General features: G+C 52.8%; 28 protein-coding genes. 15 read left to right on the top strand and 13 right to left on the bottom strand.

Going from position 1 to position 22,346, the window contains the following annotated elements; all coding sequences use genetic code 11:
- The first annotated feature begins 62 nt into the window (after positions 1–62).
- From QZ280_RS01015 to rarD, 7 genes are all read left to right on the top strand, one after another.
- Positions 63–635, top strand: a complete 573-nt coding sequence (locus QZ280_RS01015; protein WP_293440274.1) for a cupin domain-containing protein — start codon at positions 63–65, stop codon at positions 633–635.
- Positions 636–646: 11 nt separating this feature from the next.
- Complete coding sequence (locus QZ280_RS01020) at positions 647–1,264, top strand: LysE family translocator (RefSeq protein WP_293440276.1); 618 nt, start codon at positions 647–649, stop codon at positions 1,262–1,264.
- A 9-nt stretch (positions 1,265–1,273) separates the two neighbouring features.
- A complete protein-coding gene (locus QZ280_RS01025) occupies positions 1,274–3,721 on the top strand; it encodes an FAD-dependent oxidoreductase (RefSeq protein ID WP_293440277.1) in 2,448 nt (815 codons plus the stop codon).
- Positions 3,718–4,158, top strand: coding sequence for a hypothetical protein (locus QZ280_RS01030; protein WP_293440278.1), 441 nt, complete (start codon positions 3,718–3,720; stop codon positions 4,156–4,158). Before QZ280_RS01025 ends, QZ280_RS01030 begins: the two co-directional genes overlap by 4 nt.
- Positions 4,158–5,054, top strand: a complete 897-nt coding sequence (locus tag QZ280_RS01035; RefSeq protein ID WP_293440279.1) for a homocysteine S-methyltransferase family protein — start codon at positions 4,158–4,160, stop codon at positions 5,052–5,054. The genes QZ280_RS01030 and QZ280_RS01035 overlap by 1 nt, the downstream gene beginning before the upstream one ends.
- Before the next feature lie 14 nt (positions 5,055–5,068).
- Positions 5,069–7,510, top strand: a complete 2,442-nt coding sequence (locus tag QZ280_RS01040; RefSeq protein ID WP_293440281.1) for an FAD-dependent oxidoreductase — start codon at positions 5,069–5,071, stop codon at positions 7,508–7,510.
- Positions 7,511–7,606: 96 nt separating this feature from the next.
- Positions 7,607–8,500, top strand: coding sequence for an EamA family transporter RarD (gene rarD, locus QZ280_RS01045; protein WP_293440283.1), 894 nt, complete (start codon positions 7,607–7,609; stop codon positions 8,498–8,500).
- Here the strand turns inward: rarD and QZ280_RS01050 are convergent.
- Positions 8,497–8,907, bottom strand: coding sequence for a nuclear transport factor 2 family protein (locus tag QZ280_RS01050; protein ID WP_293440285.1), 411 nt, complete (start codon positions 8,905–8,907; stop codon positions 8,497–8,499). The genes rarD and QZ280_RS01050 overlap by 4 nt on opposite strands.
- A 75-nt stretch (positions 8,908–8,982) precedes the next feature.
- Between QZ280_RS01050 and QZ280_RS01055 the strand changes: the two genes are divergently transcribed.
- The 5 genes from QZ280_RS01055 (at position 8,983) to QZ280_RS01075 (ending at position 11,144) form a co-directional block, all read left to right on the top strand.
- Positions 8,983–9,633: an RluA family pseudouridine synthase gene (locus tag QZ280_RS01055; RefSeq protein WP_293440287.1), complete on the top strand. Its 651-nt coding sequence runs from the start codon at positions 8,983–8,985 to the stop codon at positions 9,631–9,633.
- A gap of 94 nt (positions 9,634–9,727) precedes the next feature.
- A complete protein-coding gene (locus QZ280_RS01060; protein ID WP_293440289.1) occupies positions 9,728–9,979 on the top strand; it encodes a YciI family protein in 252 nt (83 codons plus the stop codon).
- Positions 9,864–10,469 (top strand): sigma-70 family RNA polymerase sigma factor, encoded by a 606-nt coding sequence (locus tag QZ280_RS01065; protein ID WP_293440291.1) that lies wholly within the window; start codon positions 9,864–9,866, stop codon positions 10,467–10,469. Before QZ280_RS01060 ends, QZ280_RS01065 begins: the two co-directional genes overlap by 116 nt.
- A 3-nt stretch (positions 10,470–10,472) precedes the next feature.
- Positions 10,473–10,694, top strand: a complete 222-nt coding sequence (locus QZ280_RS01070) for a DUF6596 domain-containing protein (protein ID WP_293440293.1) — start codon at positions 10,473–10,475, stop codon at positions 10,692–10,694.
- Between the two features lie 156 nt (positions 10,695–10,850).
- Positions 10,851–11,144, top strand: coding sequence for a hypothetical protein (locus tag QZ280_RS01075; RefSeq protein WP_293440295.1), 294 nt, complete (start codon positions 10,851–10,853; stop codon positions 11,142–11,144).
- A gap of 60 nt (positions 11,145–11,204) precedes the next feature.
- On the opposite strand, the gene QZ280_RS01080 is transcribed toward QZ280_RS01075, so the two are convergent.
- On the bottom strand, positions 11,205–12,635 hold the full coding sequence (locus QZ280_RS01080) for an aldehyde dehydrogenase family protein (protein ID WP_293440297.1): 1,431 nt from the start codon (positions 12,633–12,635) through the stop codon (positions 11,205–11,207).
- 162 nt (positions 12,636–12,797) lie between these two features.
- Between QZ280_RS01080 and QZ280_RS01085 the strand changes: the two genes are divergently transcribed.
- Complete coding sequence (locus QZ280_RS01085) at positions 12,798–13,451, top strand: peroxiredoxin (RefSeq protein ID WP_293440299.1); 654 nt, start codon at positions 12,798–12,800, stop codon at positions 13,449–13,451.
- A gap of 68 nt (positions 13,452–13,519) precedes the next feature.
- On the opposite strand, the gene QZ280_RS01090 is transcribed toward QZ280_RS01085, so the two are convergent.
- From QZ280_RS01090 to QZ280_RS01115, 6 genes are all read right to left on the bottom strand, one after another.
- A complete protein-coding gene (locus tag QZ280_RS01090; protein ID WP_293440301.1) occupies positions 13,520–14,062 on the bottom strand; it encodes a hypothetical protein in 543 nt (180 codons plus the stop codon).
- A 360-nt stretch (positions 14,063–14,422) separates the two neighbouring features.
- Entirely contained in the window at positions 14,423–15,106 is a 684-nt protein-coding gene (locus QZ280_RS01095; protein WP_293440412.1) for an aquaporin, read from the bottom strand.
- Between the two features lie 135 nt (positions 15,107–15,241).
- Positions 15,242–17,383 carry a polyribonucleotide nucleotidyltransferase gene (gene pnp / locus QZ280_RS01100; RefSeq protein WP_293440303.1) on the bottom strand — a complete coding sequence of 714 codons (2,142 nt, stop codon included), beginning with the start codon at positions 17,381–17,383 and terminating at the stop codon, positions 15,242–15,244.
- A gap of 173 nt (positions 17,384–17,556) precedes the next feature.
- Entirely contained in the window at positions 17,557–17,790 is a 234-nt protein-coding gene (locus tag QZ280_RS01105; RefSeq protein ID WP_293440305.1) for a hypothetical protein, read from the bottom strand.
- Complete coding sequence (locus tag QZ280_RS01110; RefSeq protein WP_293440307.1) at positions 17,784–17,939, bottom strand: hypothetical protein; 156 nt, start codon at positions 17,937–17,939, stop codon at positions 17,784–17,786. Before QZ280_RS01110 ends, QZ280_RS01105 begins: the two co-directional genes overlap by 7 nt.
- The gene (locus QZ280_RS01115; RefSeq protein WP_293440309.1) at positions 17,940–18,095 is read right to left on the bottom strand and encodes a hypothetical protein; all 156 of its coding nucleotides are present in this window, start codon (positions 18,093–18,095) and stop codon (positions 17,940–17,942) included.
- Positions 18,096–18,182: 87 nt separating this feature from the next.
- Here QZ280_RS01115 and QZ280_RS01120 point away from each other — a divergent pair, with 87 nt between their 5' ends.
- Positions 18,183–18,605, top strand: coding sequence for an Rrf2 family transcriptional regulator (locus QZ280_RS01120; RefSeq protein ID WP_293440311.1), 423 nt, complete (start codon positions 18,183–18,185; stop codon positions 18,603–18,605).
- A gap of 100 nt (positions 18,606–18,705) precedes the next feature.
- Here the strand turns inward: QZ280_RS01120 and rpsO are convergent, their stop codons facing one another.
- The 4 genes from rpsO to QZ280_RS01140 form a co-directional block, all read right to left on the bottom strand.
- On the bottom strand, positions 18,706–18,975 hold the full coding sequence (rpsO, locus tag QZ280_RS01125) for a 30S ribosomal protein S15 (protein ID WP_293440313.1): 270 nt from the start codon (positions 18,973–18,975) through the stop codon (positions 18,706–18,708).
- A gap of 145 nt (positions 18,976–19,120) precedes the next feature.
- Positions 19,121–20,074 carry a calcium-binding protein gene (locus QZ280_RS01130; protein WP_293440315.1) on the bottom strand — a complete coding sequence of 318 codons (954 nt, stop codon included), beginning with the start codon at positions 20,072–20,074 and terminating at the stop codon, positions 19,121–19,123.
- Positions 20,075–20,149: 75 nt separating this feature from the next.
- Positions 20,150–20,434: a DUF5665 domain-containing protein gene (locus QZ280_RS01135; protein WP_293440317.1), complete on the bottom strand. Its 285-nt coding sequence runs from the start codon at positions 20,432–20,434 to the stop codon at positions 20,150–20,152.
- Positions 20,427–20,945, bottom strand: a complete 519-nt coding sequence (locus tag QZ280_RS01140) for a DUF1643 domain-containing protein (RefSeq protein WP_293440318.1) — start codon at positions 20,943–20,945, stop codon at positions 20,427–20,429. The genes QZ280_RS01135 and QZ280_RS01140 overlap by 8 nt, the downstream gene beginning before the upstream one ends.
- Positions 20,946–21,020: 75 nt before the next feature.
- On the opposite strand from QZ280_RS01140, the gene QZ280_RS01145 reads away from it, so the two are divergent.
- Positions 21,021–21,389, top strand: a complete 369-nt coding sequence (locus QZ280_RS01145) for a VOC family protein (protein ID WP_293440320.1) — start codon at positions 21,021–21,023, stop codon at positions 21,387–21,389.
- On the opposite strand, the gene truB is transcribed toward QZ280_RS01145, so the two are convergent.
- Positions 21,386–22,300 (bottom strand): tRNA pseudouridine(55) synthase TruB, encoded by a 915-nt coding sequence (gene truB, locus QZ280_RS01150; protein WP_293440322.1) that lies wholly within the window; start codon positions 22,298–22,300, stop codon positions 21,386–21,388. The two genes, QZ280_RS01145 and truB, sit on opposite strands and share 4 nt — an antisense overlap.
- Positions 22,301–22,346: the final 46 nt, after the last annotated feature.

The raw sequence follows: 22,346 nt of genomic DNA on the forward strand, positions 1-22,346 counted from the left end.
TTTCACGCAACTTCGGGCTTTGTGAAATTTGACTGAGTAATTTCACGAAAGCCGCACCCTAGATGATTCAATCTGACGTCACAAAGACCAAGAGCCTTGGGGCTGATTTGCGTGCGCTTCGCAAATCTCGCGGCTTGACGTTGAGTGATTTGGCGGACGCGTTGGATCGCTCGGTCGGTTGGATTTCTCAGGTTGAGCGCGATCTCTCTGAACCTTCTGTCTTAGATCTGAAACAGATTGCAAAGATCTTGGATGTGCCCGTCTCGATCCTCTTTGGTCAGGCGCAAACACCTGCTCAAGAAGCAGGTGTGATCGTGCGTGCTCATGCGCGTCGACCCATTGGATCAAAAGAGCAGGGCTTGGTCGAAGAACTCCTTTCGCCTGATCTCACGGATGAATTCGAGATGGTGCATTCCACATTCGATCCCGGCGCTTTGATGGAAGACGCGGTGACGCGGCCGACGCAGGAAGTTGGATATTTGGTCTCTGGCACGCTTGATCTTGTCATTGATGGCCAAGCATTTACCGTCAAAGCAGGGGATAGTTTCCGGATCAAAGGTGTTTCTTATCAGTGGTCTAACCCTTACGAAAAACCTGCTGTAGCGATCTGGGTGATCGCGCCGCCAGTGTATTAGGGCGCGGGCATATGAGCTTCGAGGCATGGAGTATTTTCGCAATCTTTTGGGCGGTGTTTGTCACGACACCCGGCCCAAACGCGGTCAATTGCATCGCGAACGGCATGCAACTTGGCTTTGCGCGCAGCCTTTGGGGTGTGGCGGCGATCCTGACACAAGCGAGCCTTTTCTTGGTGCTGTCCGCGCTTGGCGTCACAGCACTTATCGCCGCTTCTGAAACTGGTTTTCTGATTGCGAAGTATATTGGTGCCGCATGGCTGATCTGGCTTGGGATCAAAGGTTGGATGGGCGCGAGAAAACCGGCTCCAAAATTGCCGCCGAGCACTGGCAGTATCTATGGGCGCGCTTTAGCAATTGCTGTGATCAACCCGAAAAGCGTGGCGGGTTATCTCGCGGCATTCTCGCAATTCGTGCAACCCAACGTTCCGATTCGGGAGCAAATGATAGTCATCGCTCCCACTGCTTTGATCCTCACAACGCTGAGTTATTGCGGATTCACCGCGCTGGGCGCTGGCTTGGGTCGCGCCGCATTGGGTGCAGTCTTCAACGTCTGGTTTAGGCGTGTGATGGCGATCTGTTTTATCATTTACGGTGTGCTGCTTGGCGGTGCGCAACTGAACAAAACCTAGGGAGAAACCATGGCTGACTTTCCAACAACGGCCCGCGTCGTCATCATCGGTGGTGGCGTCGTCGGCACTTCAACTTTGTACCACCTTGCTAAAGCAGGCTGGAAAGATTGCGTGCTGCTCGAAAAGAACGAATTGACCGCTGGTTCCACTTGGCATGCCGCGGGGAACGTTCCGAACTTCGCAGGCTCTTGGGCGGTGATGAACATGCAACGCTACGGCGCTGCGATGTATCGCACGTTGGGCGAAGATGTCGATTATCCGATGAACTACCACGTGACAGGGTCGATCCGTTTGGCGCATTCCAAGGAGCGCATGCAGGAATTCGAGCGCGTCGCAGGCATGGGCCGTTATCAGGGTCTGCAAATGGATATAATGACCCCGAAAGAGATGCAGGAACTGCATCCTTTCATGGAAACTCACGATCTAACAGGCGGTCTTTGGGATCCGCTTGATGGGGATATTGATCCGGCTCAATTGACACAAGCTTTGGCCAAAGGTGCGCGCGACGCGGGTGGTCGGATCGAGCGTTTCTGTCCTGTTACAGGTATTGATCGCGATGGTGACGAGTGGATTGTAAAGACTAACAAAGGCGATATTAGCTGCGAAAAAATTGTGAATTGCGCGGGGTATTATGCGCAGCGCGTGGGTGAGATGTTCAAGCCGCATGGGGGTCGCACGGTTCCGATGGTCGTCATGTCGCACCAGTATTTCCTGACAGGTCAATTGCCAGAGCTCGAAGCCTGGACCAAGGAAAAAGGTCACAAAGTACCGCTGCTGCGCGATGTGGATATCAGCTATTATCTGCGGCAGGACACGAACGGTCTGAACCTCGGCCCTTACGAGCGTAACTGTAAGGCCCATTGGGTCACGCCAGAAGATCCGATGCCAGAGGATTTCTCGTTCCAGCTTTATCCCGACGATTTGGAGCGGATCGAATTCCAGATCACCGATGCGATGGAGCGCGTGCCGTTGTTGGGTGAAGGCGGCATCGAGCGCAACATCAACGGACCTATCCCTTATGCGCCCGATGGATTGCCGATGATTGGCCCAATGCCCGGTTGCCCGAACGCGTTTGAAGGTCATTCCTTTACCTTCGGCATCGCTCAGGGCGGCGGCGCGGGTAAGGTGCTCTCGGAATGGATCATGCACGGTGAAACCGAAGATGACATGTGGGCTGTCGATCCACGTCGCTACACCGATTACACCGATCATGATCATTGCCTCGCGAAAGCTTTGGAGACCTACGGTCATGAATACGCGATGCACTTCCCGCATCACGAATGGTCAGCGGGTCGCGACAAGAAGCATTCGCCTTTGCATTCGCGCTTGCTTGAGCGTGGTGGTCAGATGGGCAGCTACAACGGTTGGGAGCGCGCAAATTGGTTTGCCAAAGACGGCGACGACACATCCGAGGAAAGCACGCAAACATGGGAGCGCAATGGCCCATGGGAAGCGCGCATCAAGGAAGAAGTTGAAGCGGTGCGCGACAACTGCGGTGTTCTGCCGATCACCGGCTTTTCGCGCCTCTCCGTGAAAGGCCCCGGTGCGCAGGACTATATCGACAGCTTGACCGCCTCGCGTTTGCCAAAAGTGGGTCGCGTTGGCTTGGCCTATTTCGCGGACAGCCGTGGTCGTATCGTGACAGAGACCTCTGTGATCCCGCGTAGCGAAGATGAGACATGGTTGATTACAGCTGCTCTCGCACAATGGCACGATGCTGAATTCTTGCGTCGCACCGCGCCTGAGGGCATCGAAATCATCGACAAAACGACAGACTATGAATGCTTGCTCGTCACAGGTCCAAAAGCACGCGACGTGCTCGCGGGTATCAGTGACGCGGACCTCTCCAAAGGCTGGCTGACCTATCAAGAAGCGAAAGTCGCAGGCAAAGACGTGAGCTTGCTGCGCGTTTCCTTCGCGGGGGAGCTTGGCTGGGAAGTGCATTGCGCCATGGGCGACGCGTGCGAAATCTATGACGCCGTCACCGCCGCAGGTGCATCGCCTTTTGGCATGTATGCGCTCAACTCTTTGCGGATCGAAAAAGGCTACCGTGCTTGGAAGGGGGACTTGTCCACGGATTACTCCCTGCTAGAGGGCGGACTAGATCGCTTCATCAACTTCAACAAAGAGCAGGACTTCCCAGGCAAGGCCGCCTTGTTGAGTGAAAAGCAAGCGGGTCGCAAGAAGGGTTTCGTCACGATGACGATCGATGACGACTGTATTTTCGATGCACCGTATATGTCCACGATTTGGAATGGCGATGAGGTTGTCGGCGAGGTCACGTCGTCTGCGATGGGCTACCGCACCAACAAGTGCATCGCGATTGGCATGCTGCGCGCGGACCTTCTTGAGCCGAGTACGAAGCTTGAGGTTGAGATCTTTGGCGCTCGATACGGCGCGACAGTTCAGCAAGATCAGCCCATGTGGGATCCTGCGAATGAAAGACTGCGTGCATGACCCACACGGAAGACGATATTGACTGGCATGACAGCCTGTTGTCGCGGTCCCTCCTTTTTTTGAAGGCCGCGTCGACGCTTTATGTCATCGGAATTGTGATCAGTCATTTCGCTCTGCCGCACGCCTATATCTGGGGCATCGCGACCTTCTTCCTGATCGCGATGCTCTTTACCTACCCCGCTGCCGCTTGGCGTAGCGGGAGCCACTTCTCACTAGAGCTGCGCGTCTTAATCTTCTTAGCCTTGCTCGGTCTGCTAGGCTTGTTAACTACTCCATGGCTCATCATCGCAGGCATCTTCGGTCATGGCGTTTGGGACCTGTTGAAACATCGCGGCCATGGAACGCCATTCTTTGGCTGGTACGTTAGTGTTTGCGTTATCGTGGACTGGTGTTATGCGGCGGCCCTGACATTCTTCTTACTGACAGGACCGATCTGATGAGCGAAATTACACTTCTCGATGGTGGCATGGGCCAAGAACTTATTCACCGTGCTGGCGACAAACCAACACCGCTTTGGTCCACGCAAGTGATGATGGACAAGCCCGGCTTGGTCTCCGAAGTCTCGCAAGATTTTCTGAGCGCTGGCGCGACGGTTGCGACCTTGAACAGTTATGCGATCCAGCGTGACCGCCTTGTGCCTGTTGGAATTGAAGACCAGTTCGATACTTTGCACGCGATGGCCCTGAGTGAAGCGCAAAACGCTGTTGCGGCGCATGGGTCTGGCCGTCTTGCGGGTAGCCTTGGCCCTCTGGGCGCAAGCTATCGTCCCGACATTCATCCAAGCGCGGATATAGCAGTTCCGCTTTACCGCGAAGTTGCGGAGAAATTCAAAGGCAAGACCGATCTGGTCATCTGCGAAACTGTTGTCTCGCTTGAGCACACGCGCTGCATCATTGAGGGCGCAAGAGCGGCTGAACTGCCGATATATTGTGCCTTCTCTGTCAGTGATGAAGACGGCAGCAAACTGCGCTCTGGTGAGCCTATTGCGGAGGCGGCAAAGATCGCGGCTGACTTGGGTGTTGTCGCGGTTCTGGCCAATTGCTCTGCGCCCGAAGTGATCCCTGCGGCGTTGGCCGAACTTGCTAAAACGGGTCTACCCTACGGTGCATACGCCAACGGATTTACTAAGATCAGCGATGGCTTTCTCGAAGAACGCCCCACAGTTGATGCGCTCACATTGCGCCATGATTTCACCCCTGAAAGCTACGCCGATCACGTCATGACGTGGGTCGATCAAGGGGCCACACTCGTTGGCGGATGCTGTGAAGTCAGCCCTGCCCATATTGCGGAAATCGCCAAACGCCTGCGCGCGGCTGGTCACACTATAATCTAAAGGAACCCACGCCCATGTCTCTTCCTGAAAAAGCCCGCGTCGTCATTATTGGCGGTGGCGTGATTGGATGCTCTGTTGCATATCACCTCGCTAAGCTTGGTTGGAAAGACATCGTTCTTTTGGAGCGTAAACAACTCACATCTGGCACGACCTGGCATGCGGCTGGCCTGATCGCGCAGCTGCGCGCGACAAAGAATATGACGAAGCTGGCGAAGTATTCTCAGGAGCTTTATGGGAATTTAGCGGCGGAGACGGGTGTTGAGACGGGCTTTAAGCGCTGTGGTTCCATCACCGTTGCGTTGACTGAAGAACGTCTCGAAGAGATCAATCGTCAAGCCGCGATGGCACGTTCTTTCGGGGTCGAGGCTGGGCCGATTTCACCCGAAGAAGTGAAAGCAAAGTACGAGCATCTCAACATTGATGGTGTCCACGGTGGCGTTTACTTACCTCTCGACGGGCAGGGCGATCCGGCCAACATTGCGCATGCTTTGGCCAAAGGCGCGCGTCAGAATGGGGCATTGGTGAAAGAGGGGTATCTCGTCACCAACATCCAGAAAGAGGGGCGTCGCGTTACGGGTGTCACTTGGGAAGATAAGAACGGCGAGACCGGTGCGATTGAAGCAGAGCACGTCGTCAACTGTGGTGGAATGTGGGGTCATTCCATTGGACGCATGGCTGGAGTGAACGTGCCGCTGCATTCTTGTGAACACTTCTATATCGTGACCGAAGCGATTGCGGGCCTTACGCAAATGCCTGTGCTGCGGGTTCCTGATGAATGCGCTTACTACAAGGAAGACGCAGGCAAGATGCTGCTCGGCGCGTTTGAGCCAGTCTCTAAGCCATGGACCTTGGACATTCCCAAGGACTTTGAGTTCGACCAACTGCCAGAGGACTTTGACCACTTCGAGCCGATACTTGAGGCGGCTGTCGAACGCCTTCCAATGCTTGCAGAAGCGGGCATTCATACGTTCTTTAACGGCCCTGAGAGCTTTACGCCTGATGATGCCTATCATCTTGGGCTTGCACCTGAATTAGATAACTTCTGGGTAGCCTGTGGCTTTAACTCTATCGGCATTCAATCTGCTGGCGGCGCTGGCTCTGCTTTGGCGCAATGGATGGATGAAGGCGATAAGCCATTTGATCTGGGCGATGTGGACATCTCCCGTATGCAGCCTTTCCAAGGGAACAAAGCTTACCTCTTTGAGCGTTCGAAAGAGACTTTGGGTCTGCTTTACGCCGATCACTTCCCCTATCTGCAAAAGAAAACCGCGCGAGGTGTGCGCAGGACGCCCTTTCATCACCACCTGATTGAGCGTGGCGCTGTCATGGGTGAACTGGCGGGGTGGGAGCGCGCAAACTGGTTCGCGCGCGAGGCGCAGGAGCCAGAGTATCAATACAGCTGGCAACGCCAGAATTTCTTCGACAACGTGCGTCAAGAACATATGGCCGTGCGTCAAGGCGTGGGCATGTATGATATGTCGTCCTTTGGTAAGATCCGCGTCGAGGGACGTGATGCTGAAGCCTTCATGAACTACGTCGGCGGTGGTGATTATTCCGTGGCCAATGGCAAGATCGTCTACACGCAGTTTTTGAATAGGCGCGGTGGAATTGAAGCAGACGTGACTGTCACTCGCTTGACGGAGCGGTCTTATCTGGTTGTCACGCCTGCGGCGACACGGCTTGCGGATGAAACATGGCTGCGTCGCAATCAAGGCGACTTTGAGGTGGTGATCACGGATGTGACCTCTGGCGAGGGTGTTTTGGCCATCATGGGTCCACGCTCACGCGAATTACTGGAAGCGGTGTCACCGAATGATTTCACCAATGCGAGCAATCCTTTTGGAACTGCGCAAGAGATCGAGATTGGCATGGGTCTCGCCCGCGCGCACCGCGTGACTTATGTGGGTGAGCTGGGCTGGGAGATCTATGTTTCTGCCGATATGGCGGGTCATGTGTTTGAAACGCTTGCGGAGCCGGGTCTAGAAATGGGCATGCGCCTGTGTGGGATGCATATGATGGACACTTGTCGCATCGAGAAGGGGTTCCGCCATTTTGGGCATGATATCACATCTGAAGATCATGTGATGGAAGCTGGTCTTGGCTTTGCTGTGAAGAAGGACAAAGCGAACTACATCGGCCGTGAAGCGATTTTGGCCAAGCAAGAGAATGGTCTTGATATGCGTCTATTGCAGTTCAAGCTGAGCGATCCTGAGCCACTTTTGTATCACGCGGAACCTGTGCTGCGCGATGGAGAGATCGTGAGCTACCTGACCTCTGGCGCTTATGGCCATCAGGAGGGGGCTGCGATGGGCATGGGGTATATTCCATGCAAGGGTGAAAAGCTTGCGGATGTTTTAGGATCAATGTTTGAGATTGATGTTGCTGGAACGCGTGTGAAGGCTGAGGTGTCTTCCAAGCCGTTTTATGACCCCAAGTCTGAGCGCGTAAAAGTATAAGCGGGGGGTAGCGTAAGATCACGCACCCTAAGTAAGGTGTTGTGCTTGGCACGCACCTGTCTTTCCTTTGGTGGACGGGTGCAGTAGCACTGCCATATGACACAACGCGCAAATGTTGATACACCGCAAGGTCTTGCCTTTGCTTTGACCGCCTACTTTTTGTGGGGGTTCTTGCCGCTCTACATCAAACTCCTCGCACATATCCCCCCTGTTGAGATCATTGCGCATCGTATAATTTGGTCCGTTCCGATCGCTGTGGTCGTGTTGCTTTTGTTGCGCCGCACTAAGGATGTGGTCACCGCTTTGAAAACGCCAAAGATGCTTGGCATGGCCTGCGTAACGGCAGCATTGGTCTCGCTCAATTGGGGCATCTATGTCTGGGCCGTCACCACCGGACACGCCATGGAAGCGGCGCTGGGCTATTATATGAACCCGCTTTTTAGCATCGCGCTTGGCGCGCTTTTGCTGGGTGAAAAGCTCAGCCGTGCGCAGTTGGTTGCCATTGGATTAGCTGCAACTGCTGTTCTGGTGTTGGTCATTGATGGCGGGGGTCTGCCATGGGCCGCGCTTGGCATGATGTTCACATGGGGCTTTTATGCGTTGGGCAAGAAGCAATTGCCGATTGGGCCGAACCAAGGGTTCCTGCTCGAAGTGTTGATCCTGCTCCCCTTTGCGCTCGCCTACGTCGCCTATCTCAGCACACTAGGCACATTGCATTTCGAACCAGTACTTAGCACAAACACTTGGCTCCTGCTCGGTTGTGGGGTCATCACCGCAGTGCCGCTGATGATCTACGCGAATGGCGCGAAACTCTTGCGCCTCTCCACCACTGGCATCCTGCAATACATCGCCCCAACCATCATTTTCCTGATCTCGGTCTTCGTCTTTGACGAACCTTTCGGGCGCGCGCGAGCAATTGCGTTTCCGCTGATCTGGTTGGCGTTGATCGTTTACACCACCTCAATGGTGCGCCAGATGCGCAAAGCTTAACTCAAAGCAGCTTTGTGTTTCAGGAACGTGGGGTCTTTCATCACGCGTGCATTCATCGTCTCGCGCAGCGCGCCGATGCTTTTGTGCGGACGCATGACGACCTCGAATGTCTCGATTAAACCCTCATCATCCAAGGTAATCAGATCGACGCCAACCGCATCGAGATCACCGATCTTACATTGAAACTCCAGCGCCCAATCTTTGCCGCTTCCCATCACACGGCGGTATTCGAAATCGCTAAACACTTGCCCCACATGACCCAACACTGCCGCAACTGCATTACGTCCCGTCCAAGTCGCGAAATAGGTCGGTGGCAAGAAATTAACTTGCTCTGTGAGCAAAGGCGCGATCTTGCTATCGTCCCCTTTGGCGACGACCTCTTGCATGGTGGTGATTGTGGGATGCATGGGAAACTCCTTTGCGGATAGCCTAGGCGCAAGATGTCGGCTTGAAAAGACGGCGCGCATCTGAGACGAGGGCGCATGGGTTCCGCATACAATCCCCCGAATGATCCCTTGGATATCATTCACGACGATCATGAACTTTTGATCGTGAACAAACCTGCGGGTTTGTTGTCTGTGCCGGGGAAGGGGGAGGAACTTGCAGATTGTTTGATTGCGCGTATCCAAATGGTGTTTCCGCAAGCTCTGCTCGTGCATCGTTTGGACCGCGATACGTCTGGCGTCATGGTCTTTGCGTTGACCCGTCATGCGCAGCGGCACTTGGGACTGCAATTTGAGAAACGTATGACGCAGAAGACCTATGTGGCGCGTGTTTCAGGGTTTTTAGAACCAAAGACTGGCGCGGTTGAATTGCCGCTTATTGTTGATTGGCCAAACCGTCCGTTGCAAAAGGTGTGCCACGAGACGGGTAAAAACGCGCATACGGATTATCGTGTAATGCGTTACGGCGAGAATGAAACTCGCGTGCGTTTGACGCCAAGAACAGGGCGTTCGCATCAGCTTCGCGTGCATATGCTCGCACTTGGGCATCCGATATTGGGCGATCCGTTCTACGCCTCTGGCGCTGCTTTGACGGATCATGGACGGCTGATGCTGCATTCAGAAGAGCTGCGCGTGAAGCATCCTGACGGTGGTGCGACGCATAAATTCCGCGCCAAAGCACCTTTTTAAAAATAATTTCGTGAAAACTGTCGGTTTCGCTAAGCTTTGTTCGTCTAGTATGTACAGACGTGCTTTGCGTTTGCTGCAACACAAAGGAAATACCATGCAATTTATGTGCCTCATTTATTCTGATCCCGCAAACGAGCCTGCTCACGGAACGCCTGAGTTTGGCGAAATGATGCAGGGGTACGGTACGTTCACCAAACATGTGCAGGACACCGCTAAATTCGTCTCCGGCGATGCTTTGCAAGGGACAGAAACGGCGACGACTGTGTCTGTGCGTGGCGAAAAGACCGAAACGATGGACGGTCCCTTCATGGAAACGAAAGAAGTGCTGGGGGCGCATTTTAGCTAGCTTAGTGAAAACGCTGGGTGATTTTCAAATGGCAGAAGATTGCCTGCAAGACGCGTTACTCAGTGCTTTTGAGCATTGGGAGCGCTCTGACCAGCCAAGATCGCCTGCCGCTTGGTTGTTGAAAACCGCGCAAAGTAAAGTAATTGATCGCATAAGACGCGACAGAGGTTTCGCGGCGAAAATTCCCGAATTGACATACCTTTATGAGCTGGAAAACAACGGTGATGACGCGGAGGAGAGCGCAATGATCCCTGACGAGCGTTTGCCAATGATCTTCATCTGTTGTCACCCTGCATTGGCGGAGAAGTCGCGTGTAGCGCTCACGCTTCGTGCGCTGGGCGGTCTGAGTACAGAGCAAATTGCAGCTGCTTTCTTAGACACAAGTGAAGCGATGCAGCGGCGGATCACACGTGCGAAAAAGAAAATTGCTGGAGCATGGATCGCCTATAAGGTGCCAGACGCAGAAGACTTGCCTGCTCGTTTTGTATAGGTTTTGCGTACGCTCTATCTGATCTTCAACCAAGGGTATGCAAGCCGATCCGGCAATGCTTTGACACGCGTTGATCTGAGCGATGAGGCGATCCGCTTGGTGCGTATCACCGCCAAGTTGATGCCAGAGGAATGCGAAGTACAGGGGCTTCTTGCGTTGATTTTGCTGCACGATTCTCGATGTGAAACACGTGTGAAAGAGAATGGAGACGTGGTCACGTTATAGCAGCAAGATCGAGCGCGTCAGAATAAAGATAAAATCAAAGAAGGCACGACATTTTTGCAGGTTGCCTTAAAGCAAGGACGCGCTGGCCCCTATCAGATTCAAGCGGCAATCAGTGGCGTTCACGCTTATAGCGCGGATTGGCAAAGCACCGATTAGGTGCAGATCGTTGCGCTTTATGGTGAGTTGCTGAAGTTTGAACCCACGTCCGTTGTACGGCTTAATCAAGCTGTTGCGATTTGTATGGCTGGCAGGCCTGAGAAAGCTATGGCGGTTCTAGACGACATTGAAAACTTGGAAGGATATGTACCGTTTCATCTTGCGCAGGCAGAGGTTCTGGAACGTTTGAGACGCGATGCAGATGCTAGACATGTGCTGGGTTTGGCGCTTGAGCACACGCAGAATGCCGCAGAAGCGCAATTCATACGAAACAAGCTCGGATATCTACACTAGCCAAAGAAAAATGCGCCAGAGTGTCCTCGGCGCATTCTTACACTTTAGAATTAAGCTCGTTTAGCTTTTGCCATTCCAGCCAGAAACGGCCTTGATTTCAAGGAATTCTTCGAGGCCATAGAGGCCACCTTCGCGACCATTGCCAGACTGCTTGTATCCACCAAACGGTGAACCCTGTGCAAAGCCTTGCGCGTTGGTTTCGACCATGCCAGAGCGCAAACGACGCGCCACGCGACGACGTTTTTCATCGTCAGGCGTTTGCACGTAGTTGGTGAGGCCATACGGTGTGTCGTTGGCGATTGCGATTGCTTCCTCTTCGGTGTCGAAAGGGATCATCGCAAGCACGGGGCCAAAGATTTCCTCCTGAGCGATACGCATGTCGTTCGTTGCATCTGCAAAGACCGTTGGCTTGACGTAGTAGCCACGGTTCAAACCGTCTGGGCGACCAAGGCCGCCGGCGACGAGTTTCGCTTCGCCCATGCCGACTTCGATCAAACCTTGGATCTTGTCGAATTGCACTTTGGAGACAACCGGACCGATGTGGCCGCCTTCTTCTGACGCTGGTCCTACATGAGTGTTGTTTGCGGCTTCCGTGACCACTTCGACAGCGCGATCATAGACAGAGCGTTCAACGAGCATGCGCGTTGGCGCGTTGCATGATTGGCCGGAGTTGCGGAAACAGCGATCTGCGCCGTATTGCATTGCCTTTTCGCCAGCGTCCGCGAAGATAATGTTAGCACCTTTGCCCCCGAGTTCGAGGCTCACGCGCTTGAGTGAGTCTGCCGCTGCTTTAGAAATCAGGATGCCCGCGCGCGAGGACCCTGTGAAGCTGACCATGTCCACATCTGGATGCACGGAAAGCTGCGATCCGACACCAACACCGTCGCCATTCAGCATGTTGAATACGCCCGCTGGGAAGCCTGCTTCGTGCATGAATTCAGCGAACAGAACGCCAGACAAAGGCGCAATTTCGGATGGTTTCAGAACGACTGTACAGCCTGTCGCAATCGCCGGAATCGCTTTCAGAACGATCTGGTTCATTGGCCAGTTCCAAGGCGTGATGCAGGCCACGACGCCGATCGGCTCTTTGAGCGTCATCTCAGTTTTCGTGTACTCAGAATCAAATTCGAAATCACGGAACGCTTTGATGAAACCATCAAGATGCCAGCTACCTGCGCCAGTTTGCTGAGCGCGCGCCAGATTTTGTGGGGCACCCATTTCCATGGACATAGCTTGCGCCATTTCTTCTTGGCGCGCGTTATACACTTCGAGTAATTTTTCCAAAAGCGCGAGGCGCTCTTCTTTGGAGGTTTGCGACCAGCTCTCGAACGCAATTTTCGCAGCAGCAACAGCAGCGTCTGTATCCGCTTGGCCACCCAAAGAAATGACTGCGCAATTCTCTTCGTTTGAAGGGTTTATCACATCGAAATCGTTCGCAACGGCTGGGTCAACCCATGCGCCATCGATGTAAAACTGACGGTGTTCCAGCATTGGAAAGCTCCTGTGAGATTCTCGTGTGCGAAGGGTCTCCTCGCAGATTAGCGGCACTTTGTCATCGTGTGCGCTCTGGCGCAAGGGAGGAGATGTAAGTGTCTTAACGAACGCCTAAGTTATGACGTAGGATATTCAAAGAGCGAAATGAAAGGATAAAATATGAGTCTTCGTATTAATGAAGTGGTTCCAAATTTCACGGCGGACACGGATCAAGGGGCGATAACGTTCCATGATTGGATTGGTGACAGTTGGGCAGTCCTGTTCTCGCATCCCAAAGATTTCACACCTGTTTGCACGACCGAGTTTGGCGCAGTTGCACAGTTGGCATCTGAATGGGAAGCCCGTGGCACCAAGGTGATTGGTGTGTCCGTGGACGGTGTTGAAGATCACAAAAAATGGAAAGGCGATATTGAAAGCGTTGCTGGCACGAGCGCTGGATTTCCGATTATCGCGGATGAGGGTCTTGCTGTTTCCAAAGCGTTCGACATGTTGCCCGCAGAGGCATATTTGCCCGATGGACGCACCCCTGCTGATAGTGCGACCGTGCGCTCGGTCTTTATCATTGGACCCGATAAGCAGTTGAAGCTGTCGATGACTTACCCCATGACGGTTGGTCGGAATTTCGCGGAAATCCTGCGTGCTTTGGATGCGCTTCAGACATCAGCAAAACATGGTGTTGCGATGCCTGCAAATTGGGAGTTGGGACAGGACGTGATTATTCCTGCGACGGTTTCGAACGAGGCTGCCATAGAGAAATTCGGAACATTCGAAATGGTGCTGCCTTACTTGCGCAAAGCACAATTGCCGTCCTGATTTCTAATCACCAATAGAAAAGGCCCGGCGAAATGACCGGGGCTTTTCTTTGAATATCAAAAACGATCTTAGAAGCGGAACGTACCTGTGATCGCCAGGTAGGGGTAAACGCCAAACGCTGAAAGCTCGTCGTTAATGTTATACACTTCGGCTGCAACTTCGTTTGCTGCAATTGCAGGAGCATCAACAGAGACGTTCAAGCCGCCCATACCAATTGCGCCGATTTCACCGCTAAGTTTGAACGTGCGACCAATGTTCCAGTCGTAGCCAACCGTCAATATTGGAGATACTTTGCGAGTGAATTCAATCTCTGCGCTCACTGTTTCACCGCTGTTAGCTGTAAAGCCGCTAACTTCGATTGGGTTCGCAGCAGTCGCTGTTGTTGAGCCGCTGAAGTTTGTGTTTGATACAAATGCACCACCAGAAACGCGGAAGCCTGAGCTACCTGTGTAGTAGTCAGCAAGCAATGCAAAACCACCAAGTTGGCCTGGCGTCGTATAGCTTACGCAGTCTACGGATTGTGTTCCATTGGCGCTAATGCCGCCAGCGATTACACCACGAACGGCCCAGTTTTGGTTAAAGCGATATGCACCTTCATGTGTCGCACCCATGGTGGACATTAAGGCCGAAACGAAGGTTGCTGTCTTGTGCAGATGCAGTGCTTGCAAGTAGCGCGATGGCAGCCGCGGTAAGAAGAATAGATATTCATAATATTGGCTCTACAAAAAATTACTCACCCCTGTGCCTCTGATGGATGCCTCAAGGTCAACTACAAGGCGAGTCAGTCCATGAAAATAGCCACAGATTTGCAACAAGGTCGCCAAGTACTAGAAAAACCCTCCGCCATGAGGGAATCAATGGCGAAGGGTCAGGCACTATCCGTGAGTGAAGGCACCTTTACGTGATTTGTATTTGCCTACTCTTAAGCAATGAATAACGGGGAAAAGCAGTGTGTTTCACCCCGTGCTCAATCACTCTGCGTCAAGCAAGCCTGACTTGAACAGCAATCCGGCCGCGACCGCACCAATGATTGGTGCAACGATGAACAGCCAAAGTTGTGCAATTGCTGTACCACCTGCAAACAATGCTGGCCCGATGGAGCGTGCAGGATTCACAGAAACGCCTGTCACGTTGATGCCAACCAAGTGGATCACCACGAGTGCGAGACCAATCGCGAGACCCGCCTTTGCGGACGGAGCGCCAGCGCCAATCGCGCCGAGAATGAAGACGAGGAACAAGAATGTTGCGACAACCTCAAACACAAACGCCGCGGCCATTGTGTATTCGCCAAGATATCCAGCGCCCCAACCATTTTGGCCAAGACCGTTTGCCGCAACCGTGTAGTCGGCTTTGCCTGTCGCGATGATCATCAGAACTAGGGCACCAGCAATACTGCCTGCAACTTGCGCGATCATATAAGGTACCGCGTCTGCGATACTCATGCGGCCGGATGCTACAACACCAAGTGTAACTGCTGGGTTGATGTGGCAGCCCGAAACGGAGCCGATCCCATATGCCATACCGATCAGCGCGAGGCCGAATGCAAAGCTAATGCCAGTGAGGCCAATGTCGCCTCCTGCTATAACCGCAGCGCCGCAACCGAATAGTACGAGTGTGAATGTGCCGATAAATTCAGCCAATGGTTTCTTCATGATCTGTCCCTTCGTTATTTTTGTGGGGGCAGGTATAACTACTTAAACATTGCTAACACGGGGAATTATGCTGGAGGTAAACGCAAAAAGCCCCAGCGTTTCCACCGGGGCTTTCTATAATGGTTTGTTGAGCGTCTTTTAGTCGTCCGACTTTTCAGCCGCTTCTGGCTTAACTTCTTCACCAGTTGCTTGGTCAACAACTTTCATGGACAGGCGAACCTTGCCGCGATCATCAAAGCCCAGAAGCTTGACCTTAACGTCCTGGCCTTCTTTGAGAACGTCAGATGGGTGGTTCAAGCGACGATTCTCAATCTGAGACACGTGCACAAGACCATCGCGCTTGCCGAAGAAGTTCACGAAGGCACCAAAATCAACGATCTTCACAACCTTACCGTCGTAAACCATGCCCTCTTCGGGCTCGGCTACGATGGAATAGATCATGTCGTAGGCTTTCTTGATGGACTCACCATTTGGCGAAGCAATCTTGATGATGCCTTCGTCGTTGATGTCCACTTTCGCGCCAGAGACTTCAACGATCTCGCGGATGACTTTACCGCCAGAACCGATGACTTCACGGATTTTGTCTGTTGGAACCTGCATGGTCTCAATGCGTGGCGCGTGCACAGAGAATTCCTGCGCGCCAGAGATGGCTTTGCCCATTTCACCGAGGATATGCATACGGCCGTCTTTGGCCTGCTCAAGAGCTTTCTCCATTATGTCAGGCGTGATGCCTGCAATCTTGATGTCCATCTGAAGGGACGTGATGCCGTTCTCGGTACCTGCCACTTTGAAGTCCATGTCGCCGAGGTGATCTTCGTCACCAAGGATGTCGGACAGGATCGCGTAGGAGCCATCTTCTTCCATGATGAGACCCATTGCAACACCAGCAACAGCGGACTTGAGCGGAACGCCCGCGTCCATCATCGACAAGGAGCCACCACAAACAGATGCCATAGAAGACGAGCCGTTGGATTCAGTGATCTCGGACACAACACGAACGGTGTATGGGAAATCCGTTGCCGCAGGCAGAACCGCCTGAAGCGCGCGCCAAGCCAGTTTACCGTGACCAATTTCGCGACGACCGGGAGGGCCCACGCGACCAGCTTCACCCACAGAATAGGGAGGGAAGTTGTAGTGCAGCAGGAAGTTGGATTTGAAGTTACCGTGCAATGAGTCGATGAACTGCTCGTCGTCTCCGGTACCCAAAGTCGTCACAACAAGACCTTGCGTTTCACCGCGTGTAAACAGGGCAGAGCCGTGTGTACGTGGCAAAAGGCCTGTCTCAGAAACGATTGGACGGATCGTTGTCGTGTCACGGCCATCAATACGCTTGCCCGTCTTAACAACGTCACCGCGAAGGATACCTGCTTCGAGGCCCTTCATTGCGGAACCAAGGTTGGCATCTGCAAGCTGCTCTTCTGTAAGCGCGTCTTTGATCACTGCGCGAGCATCGTTTACGGCTGTCGTGCGCTCTTGTTTGTCTGTAATCGCAAATGCTGCGCGCATGTCTTTTTCGCCAGCAGCTGCGACAGCAGCGGACAATTCGGAATAGTCAGCAGGTTGGAAATCGAACGGCTCTTTCGCGCAATCTTCTGCCAGATCAACGATCAAGTCGATCACAGGTTGGATTTGCTCGTGCGCGAAGTTTACGGCACCAAGCATTTCAGCTTCAGACAGCTCATACGCCTCTGATTCAACCATCATCACGGCGTCTTTTGTACCAGCAACAACGAGATCAAGACGCTGTTCAGGGTTCAAACGCAGGTCCTGCATGTCGTCAACAGTTGGGTTCAGCGTATATTCGCCGTCCACAAAACCAACGCGTGCACAGGCGATTGGGCCCATGAAAGGAGCGCCGGAAATCGTCAACGCCGCAGAAGCCGCGATCATAGCGAGCGTGTCTGGATCATTGTCGAGATCGTGGGACAGAACAGTACACATCACCAAAACTTCGTTTTTGAAGCCTGGGACGAACAGTGGACGGATCGGACGATCGATCAAACGTGCTGTAAGTGTTTCTTTTTCGGAAGGACGTGCTTCGCGCTTAAAGAAACCACCGGGGACTTTACCCGCAGCGTAATATTTTTCTTGGTAGTGCACGGTCAAAGGAAAGAAATCCTGACCTGGCTTTTGCTTTTTCGCAAAGGTGACGGCCGCCATAACGGAGGTTTCACCAAGTGTGGCAATGACGCAGCCGTCAGCTTGACGCGCAACTTTGCCGGTTTCGAGTGTCAGCGTATCATCGCCCCACTCGATTGATTTTTTCGTAACGTTAAACATGTATCGTTTCCTAGCTGGAAGCACTCCCGGCGTTCCGGGTCTTCCGTTCAATTAGTGGCCCCATTGCCACCGGCCTTTTCCATCGTTTTGTGCGCCAAGGCCAAAGCGTCACGTCTCAGATAGGGCGCGTTTATAGTAAATTTGTACGTTTGGGAAGAGGTCAGCTACTTGTCTTAAATGAACTTTGGCGGAGCAGCGCCTGCTCTAACAACAGGTTCAAGACCCATGCTAAGGTCACTGCCAATGCGATGGGCAAGCGTCGACCAAGCGTGCGCAATGTTTGGTTCTAAATTCTGTGCAAGTGTTTCGTCAAAAAGGGCGAGCCAGATGGGGAAATGATTCACATGGACGTTGCCAGCCGCTTTTTGAATTTGCATTGGATTGCCGTTGTATGAACGTTCTAGCAAGATCGCGTGATCTTCGCTTCTTGAATAGGCCAAACTTTCACGTGCAATGCGGATACAGGGCCAAGCGTTTCATGCGAGCGAACTTTGGCATAAAACGCTTCAGTCACACGCTCGATCTCATCCGTTGTTATGTCTAACCGTGCAAGCACTTATACAACGATGATCCATACAAAGATCAAAGCGATAACAAGATAGATCAATGTATTAATCATCCATCGGATCAAGGCCACGTCTCCTGTGGGATCAACGCCCAAACGTTCGCAGATCTTCGTGCCAGGCCAAAGGACCATATCAGAAATTTTCATGAGTTTACTCCTAAATAGGTATTTTAGATGCGGATTAAATAGATGTTTTATATGCGCATTGAGAATGCTAATTATGTGCTTATAAAAATGGACAAATTTTCAGACTACGCGTTACGTATCTTGATCTCACTGACCGCGCATGCGCCGGGCAAGTTGTCGGTGTCTCACATTGCGCGGATGTATGGGATATCAGAAAACCACCTTGCGAAGATCGCAACCCAACTTTCTAAGGGTGGTTTTGTGGTGTTAGAACGTGGTCGCGGAGGTAGTTTGACGTTGGCTGTGCCGGCTGTCAATATTTCGATTGGCACAGTTCTGCGCTCCTTGAAAAAAGATGAACCCGTCGCGGAGTGTTTTGGTGCCAATACCTCATGCGCGATCTTGCCCGCCTGTGGTTTGCGTGGCCCGTTGCTTGAGGCGCAAGAAGCGTTCTTTGCTGCTTTAGATGGCTATTCGCTGACGGATGTTGCAAAGGCGAAAGGGTGTTTGAAGGATTTGCTAGCCGTTTAGATCAACACAGTGGGGCCATCCGTACTCCGCACTGATTGCACAAAAAACACCCGCCTCAAAGAGAGACGGGTGTTTCTAATTCGACGGTAAGAGCTGGCGCTTAGCGACGCAAGCCCAAACGTTTGATTAGGTCTTGGTAACGTGCTTCGTCTTTCGCACGTGCGTAGTCCAGAAGCTTACGGCGCAGAGCTACCATCTTCAGCAGACCACGGCGACCATGGTTGTCTTTTTTGTGTGTTTTGAAGTGCTCTGTCAGTGTCGCGATGCGCGAGGACAGGATTGCAACTTGTACTTCTGGTGAACCTGTATCGCCTTCTTTGGTGGCGAATTCTTTCATCAGACGTGCTTTTTCTTCAGGCGTAATCGACATCGGGGTCTCCTTTAAGAGATAAAAGTGAATGGCGCAGGCCGGGATATCGTCCAGCAAGGCCCATGGAGAATCGTCTCTTTTCTAGGAGAGACAGGCGCGTTTAGGTCAGATTAGGTCGAAAAGAAAGCAAAAAACGCGCGCATAGCTACGCCTGTTCAACAAAGCTGATGTCAGACAGAGTTGGCGCGTCACCCGTCACTTCTGCAAGCGCGGTGCCGTTTGCTTGGATTAGCCAGCGGTCTGCTTGCTCTGCATCGCTTGAAATTCTCACCTCGGGTTCCACGTCGCCTGCTTCATAGACAAGCACCAAAGTGTCCTGCCCGCTTTCAAAACCCCAGATTTGCGCCGCTCCGTCCATGTTAGTGCTCAACACGGTTGCATCCGCACCTAGCCCGCCGGACACCTGATCGTCTGCCCCCGCGAAGATCGTATCATTGCCATCTCCACCATTGAGAAAGTCAGTGCTCTCGGTCGTCTCTTCCCAACTGTTCAACGCATCGTCACCGCCGCCTCCATTCAAGAGATTGCTTCCCTCACCGCCATCAAGAAGGTCGTTTTCTGCACTGCCAACAAGCGTGTCGTTGTCGAGGCCGCCCAAAAGTGTGTCGTTGTCTTCACCGCCATAAAGGCTGTCGTTGCCCTCGCCACCTGAGAGCGCATCATCGCCGTCATTGCCACTGAGCGTGTCGTTCCCAACGCCGCCATCAAGCGCGTCGCTTCCCTGATCTCCGAACAAGGCGTCAAACCCGTCATCGCCGGTCAATACATCGTTGCCGCTGTTTCCGTGGAGGACATCATCATCACCGCCACCTGCCATGACATTGTCGTTGCCATCAGCGCCGATCAGATCGTCAGCGGCATTGGTTCCAACCAGAAGATTATCGCCATCTGTTATTTCATTTGGATTGATTCGGGTGCCGCTGTCTTCATCCAAGTAGGATAAGAATTCCGTGCTCGTATCAGCGATTTGCGTAGTGAAGTCGTCTTTTAGGGTGTCTAGTAATATGCCATCGTCAGTTTCATCCGTGTTTGTACCGGGTTCGACAAGCGAGATAGAGCCAATCGCCAACATCCCCAAAAGACCATCTAAAATAAGCATCACGCACCTCTTTAAACCCCAATCAGGTGATTGACGGTCAAAGTTGCGACGGGCAAATCTATTTAGATTAATTGGTTAACGTCTACGCGGTGCCGAAGCGGGAATTTCGATCCAGTCAATCAGCTGTTTGGTAAAGTCGCCGATGATGGGAATAAACTCGAATTGCGATAGCCACCAAACCACAAGCGACACCAATATTGACGCGCCCAGAACGGAGCCAAGACCAAACGCAAGGCCACGTGTGAATTGGAAAAGAATGAGCTTCCACAGAGAGTTATGAACCCGAATTAAGCGATGTTCGTTGAGCGTTTCAAGTTCCGCCGTGAGCTTGTCGAGGCGCGTGTTCGTATTATCAGTCATTGGGTAAATCCCAGCGTTGTGGTTGTTCTGTATAAGCGATGTAGAGCGGGTGTTTTGGATGGCCCGCCTTGCTGAGACCGAGGTGGTAAAGCGGTTTCCCAAGTTTGCACAAAAGCTGCTGAACTTCTGCCCCACGTGCCAAGTGCGCCCCATGCGTGCCCCATGCGACGATGATTTGATCAGAGGTGCGGCTTGCGTCCAAAATGGCATCATCGTTTGCTGGACCGATTGGATCAGCAGCTGCCTTCATCTTGCGCGGATCGGTGTCGCGCCACGCAAATATGTTGGTCACACTGAAACTGCCAAATCCAAGTGCGCGTGCACGACGCTCGCATCGCTCAACGGTTGGATCATTTTGCACTTCAGTCGCTGTCGAGGGGTTGAGCATGATGAAACACACATGCTTGCCAGCGCTGTCCCACACGCGGCTAAGGGAATATCGATATTGCTTGCAATCGGAATAAACCGCAGTTGAGGGCGCATCACCTTTGGTATGTGTTCGCGTGATCATATGCGCCGTTATGCCTGAAACGTGCGAGTGTGCAAATCTGTGTAAGTGTGTCGCGAAAGTAAGAAAGGACATCAGATGAACCTAGGCGCGTTTTCGATCAGCTTGACGGTAAAGGATCTTAGCAAATCCATCGCATTTTACGAGGATCTTGGCGTTACGCACTTTGGCGGCACAGTCGAGCGTGGTTATGCGATTTTGAAAAACGGCGAGAGCTTGGTCGGGCTGTTTAAAGGGATGTTTGAGACAAACACGTTAACGTTCAACTCCGTTTGGGATCAGTCCGCGCAAAATGTTGATCCGTTCGATGATGTACGTGCAATCAAGGAAAAGATGGTCGCCGCAGGACATGTGATTGAGCATGAGCAAGGTGGCGAAGAGGGGCCTGCGAGTTTCGTTGTGGTTGATCCTGATGGTAATCCGATCTTGATCGACCAGCACCGCTAGCTCGGGCGCACGAATACGCGTGACGGGTGCAATTCGCCTGCTTTGTAGATGCCCACGGCAACAGCTTGCCCATTGAGGGACGCCCAAGCCTCGTCGCCGCATTCAATGCCATCTGCGGCGAACACCATGCCGGGATTGCCGTTGCGCAATTTGGTCGCTCCTTCCTCAGAGCATCGCAATTCAGGTAGGTTATCAAGCCCAATTTCAAGAGGTTGGATATGATCGTCCAGCGCTGGCGTGCGCTCTAGCTCTTTGATCAGCTCCAGGCTGACTCCATTGCTCGCGACAAACGGGCCAGACCAAATACGACGCAATTTTAGGACATGCCCGTAGCTCCCTAACGCAGCACCCAAGTCGCGCGCGATGGAGCGTACGTAGCCACCTTTGCCGCAGGTCATTTCCAGCTCCACATGATCTGCATCAGGGCGGTCAATTAACAGCAGTTCTTCAACCCAAAGCGGGCGCGCAGACAGTTCAACATCCTCACCATCGCGCGCAAGTTTGTAGGCGCGCTGTCCGTCAATTTTCACCGCGGAAAATTTTGGTGGCACCTGTTGAATGTCCCCAATGAATGCGCTGAGCGCTTCTGTGATCTCAGCATCTTCTGGACGCAAATCACTTTTCTCAATCACTTCACCTTCGGCATCATCAGTATTGGTCGCTTGGCCCAAACGCACTGTGAAACGGTAAGCTTTCAAAGCATCGGTGATATAGGCTACAGTTTTTGTCGCTTCGCCCAAGGCCACCGCCAAAACGCCCGTCGCTTCAGGATCAAGCGTGCCAGCATGGCCTGCTTTCTTCGCCTCAAGCGCCCATTTCACTTTATTCACAACGGCGGTCGATGTAATGCCCGCAGGCTTGTCGATAACTATCCAGCCGGAAATATCGCGACCTTTGCGTTTACGTGCCATGGGAGTGTCCTTAATTACCTGAGCGCGCCGACTAGCCAATTGGCGC

The organism is Planktotalea sp., assembly GCF_018607995.1.
GTDB lineage: Bacteria > Pseudomonadota > Alphaproteobacteria > Rhodobacterales > Rhodobacteraceae > Planktotalea.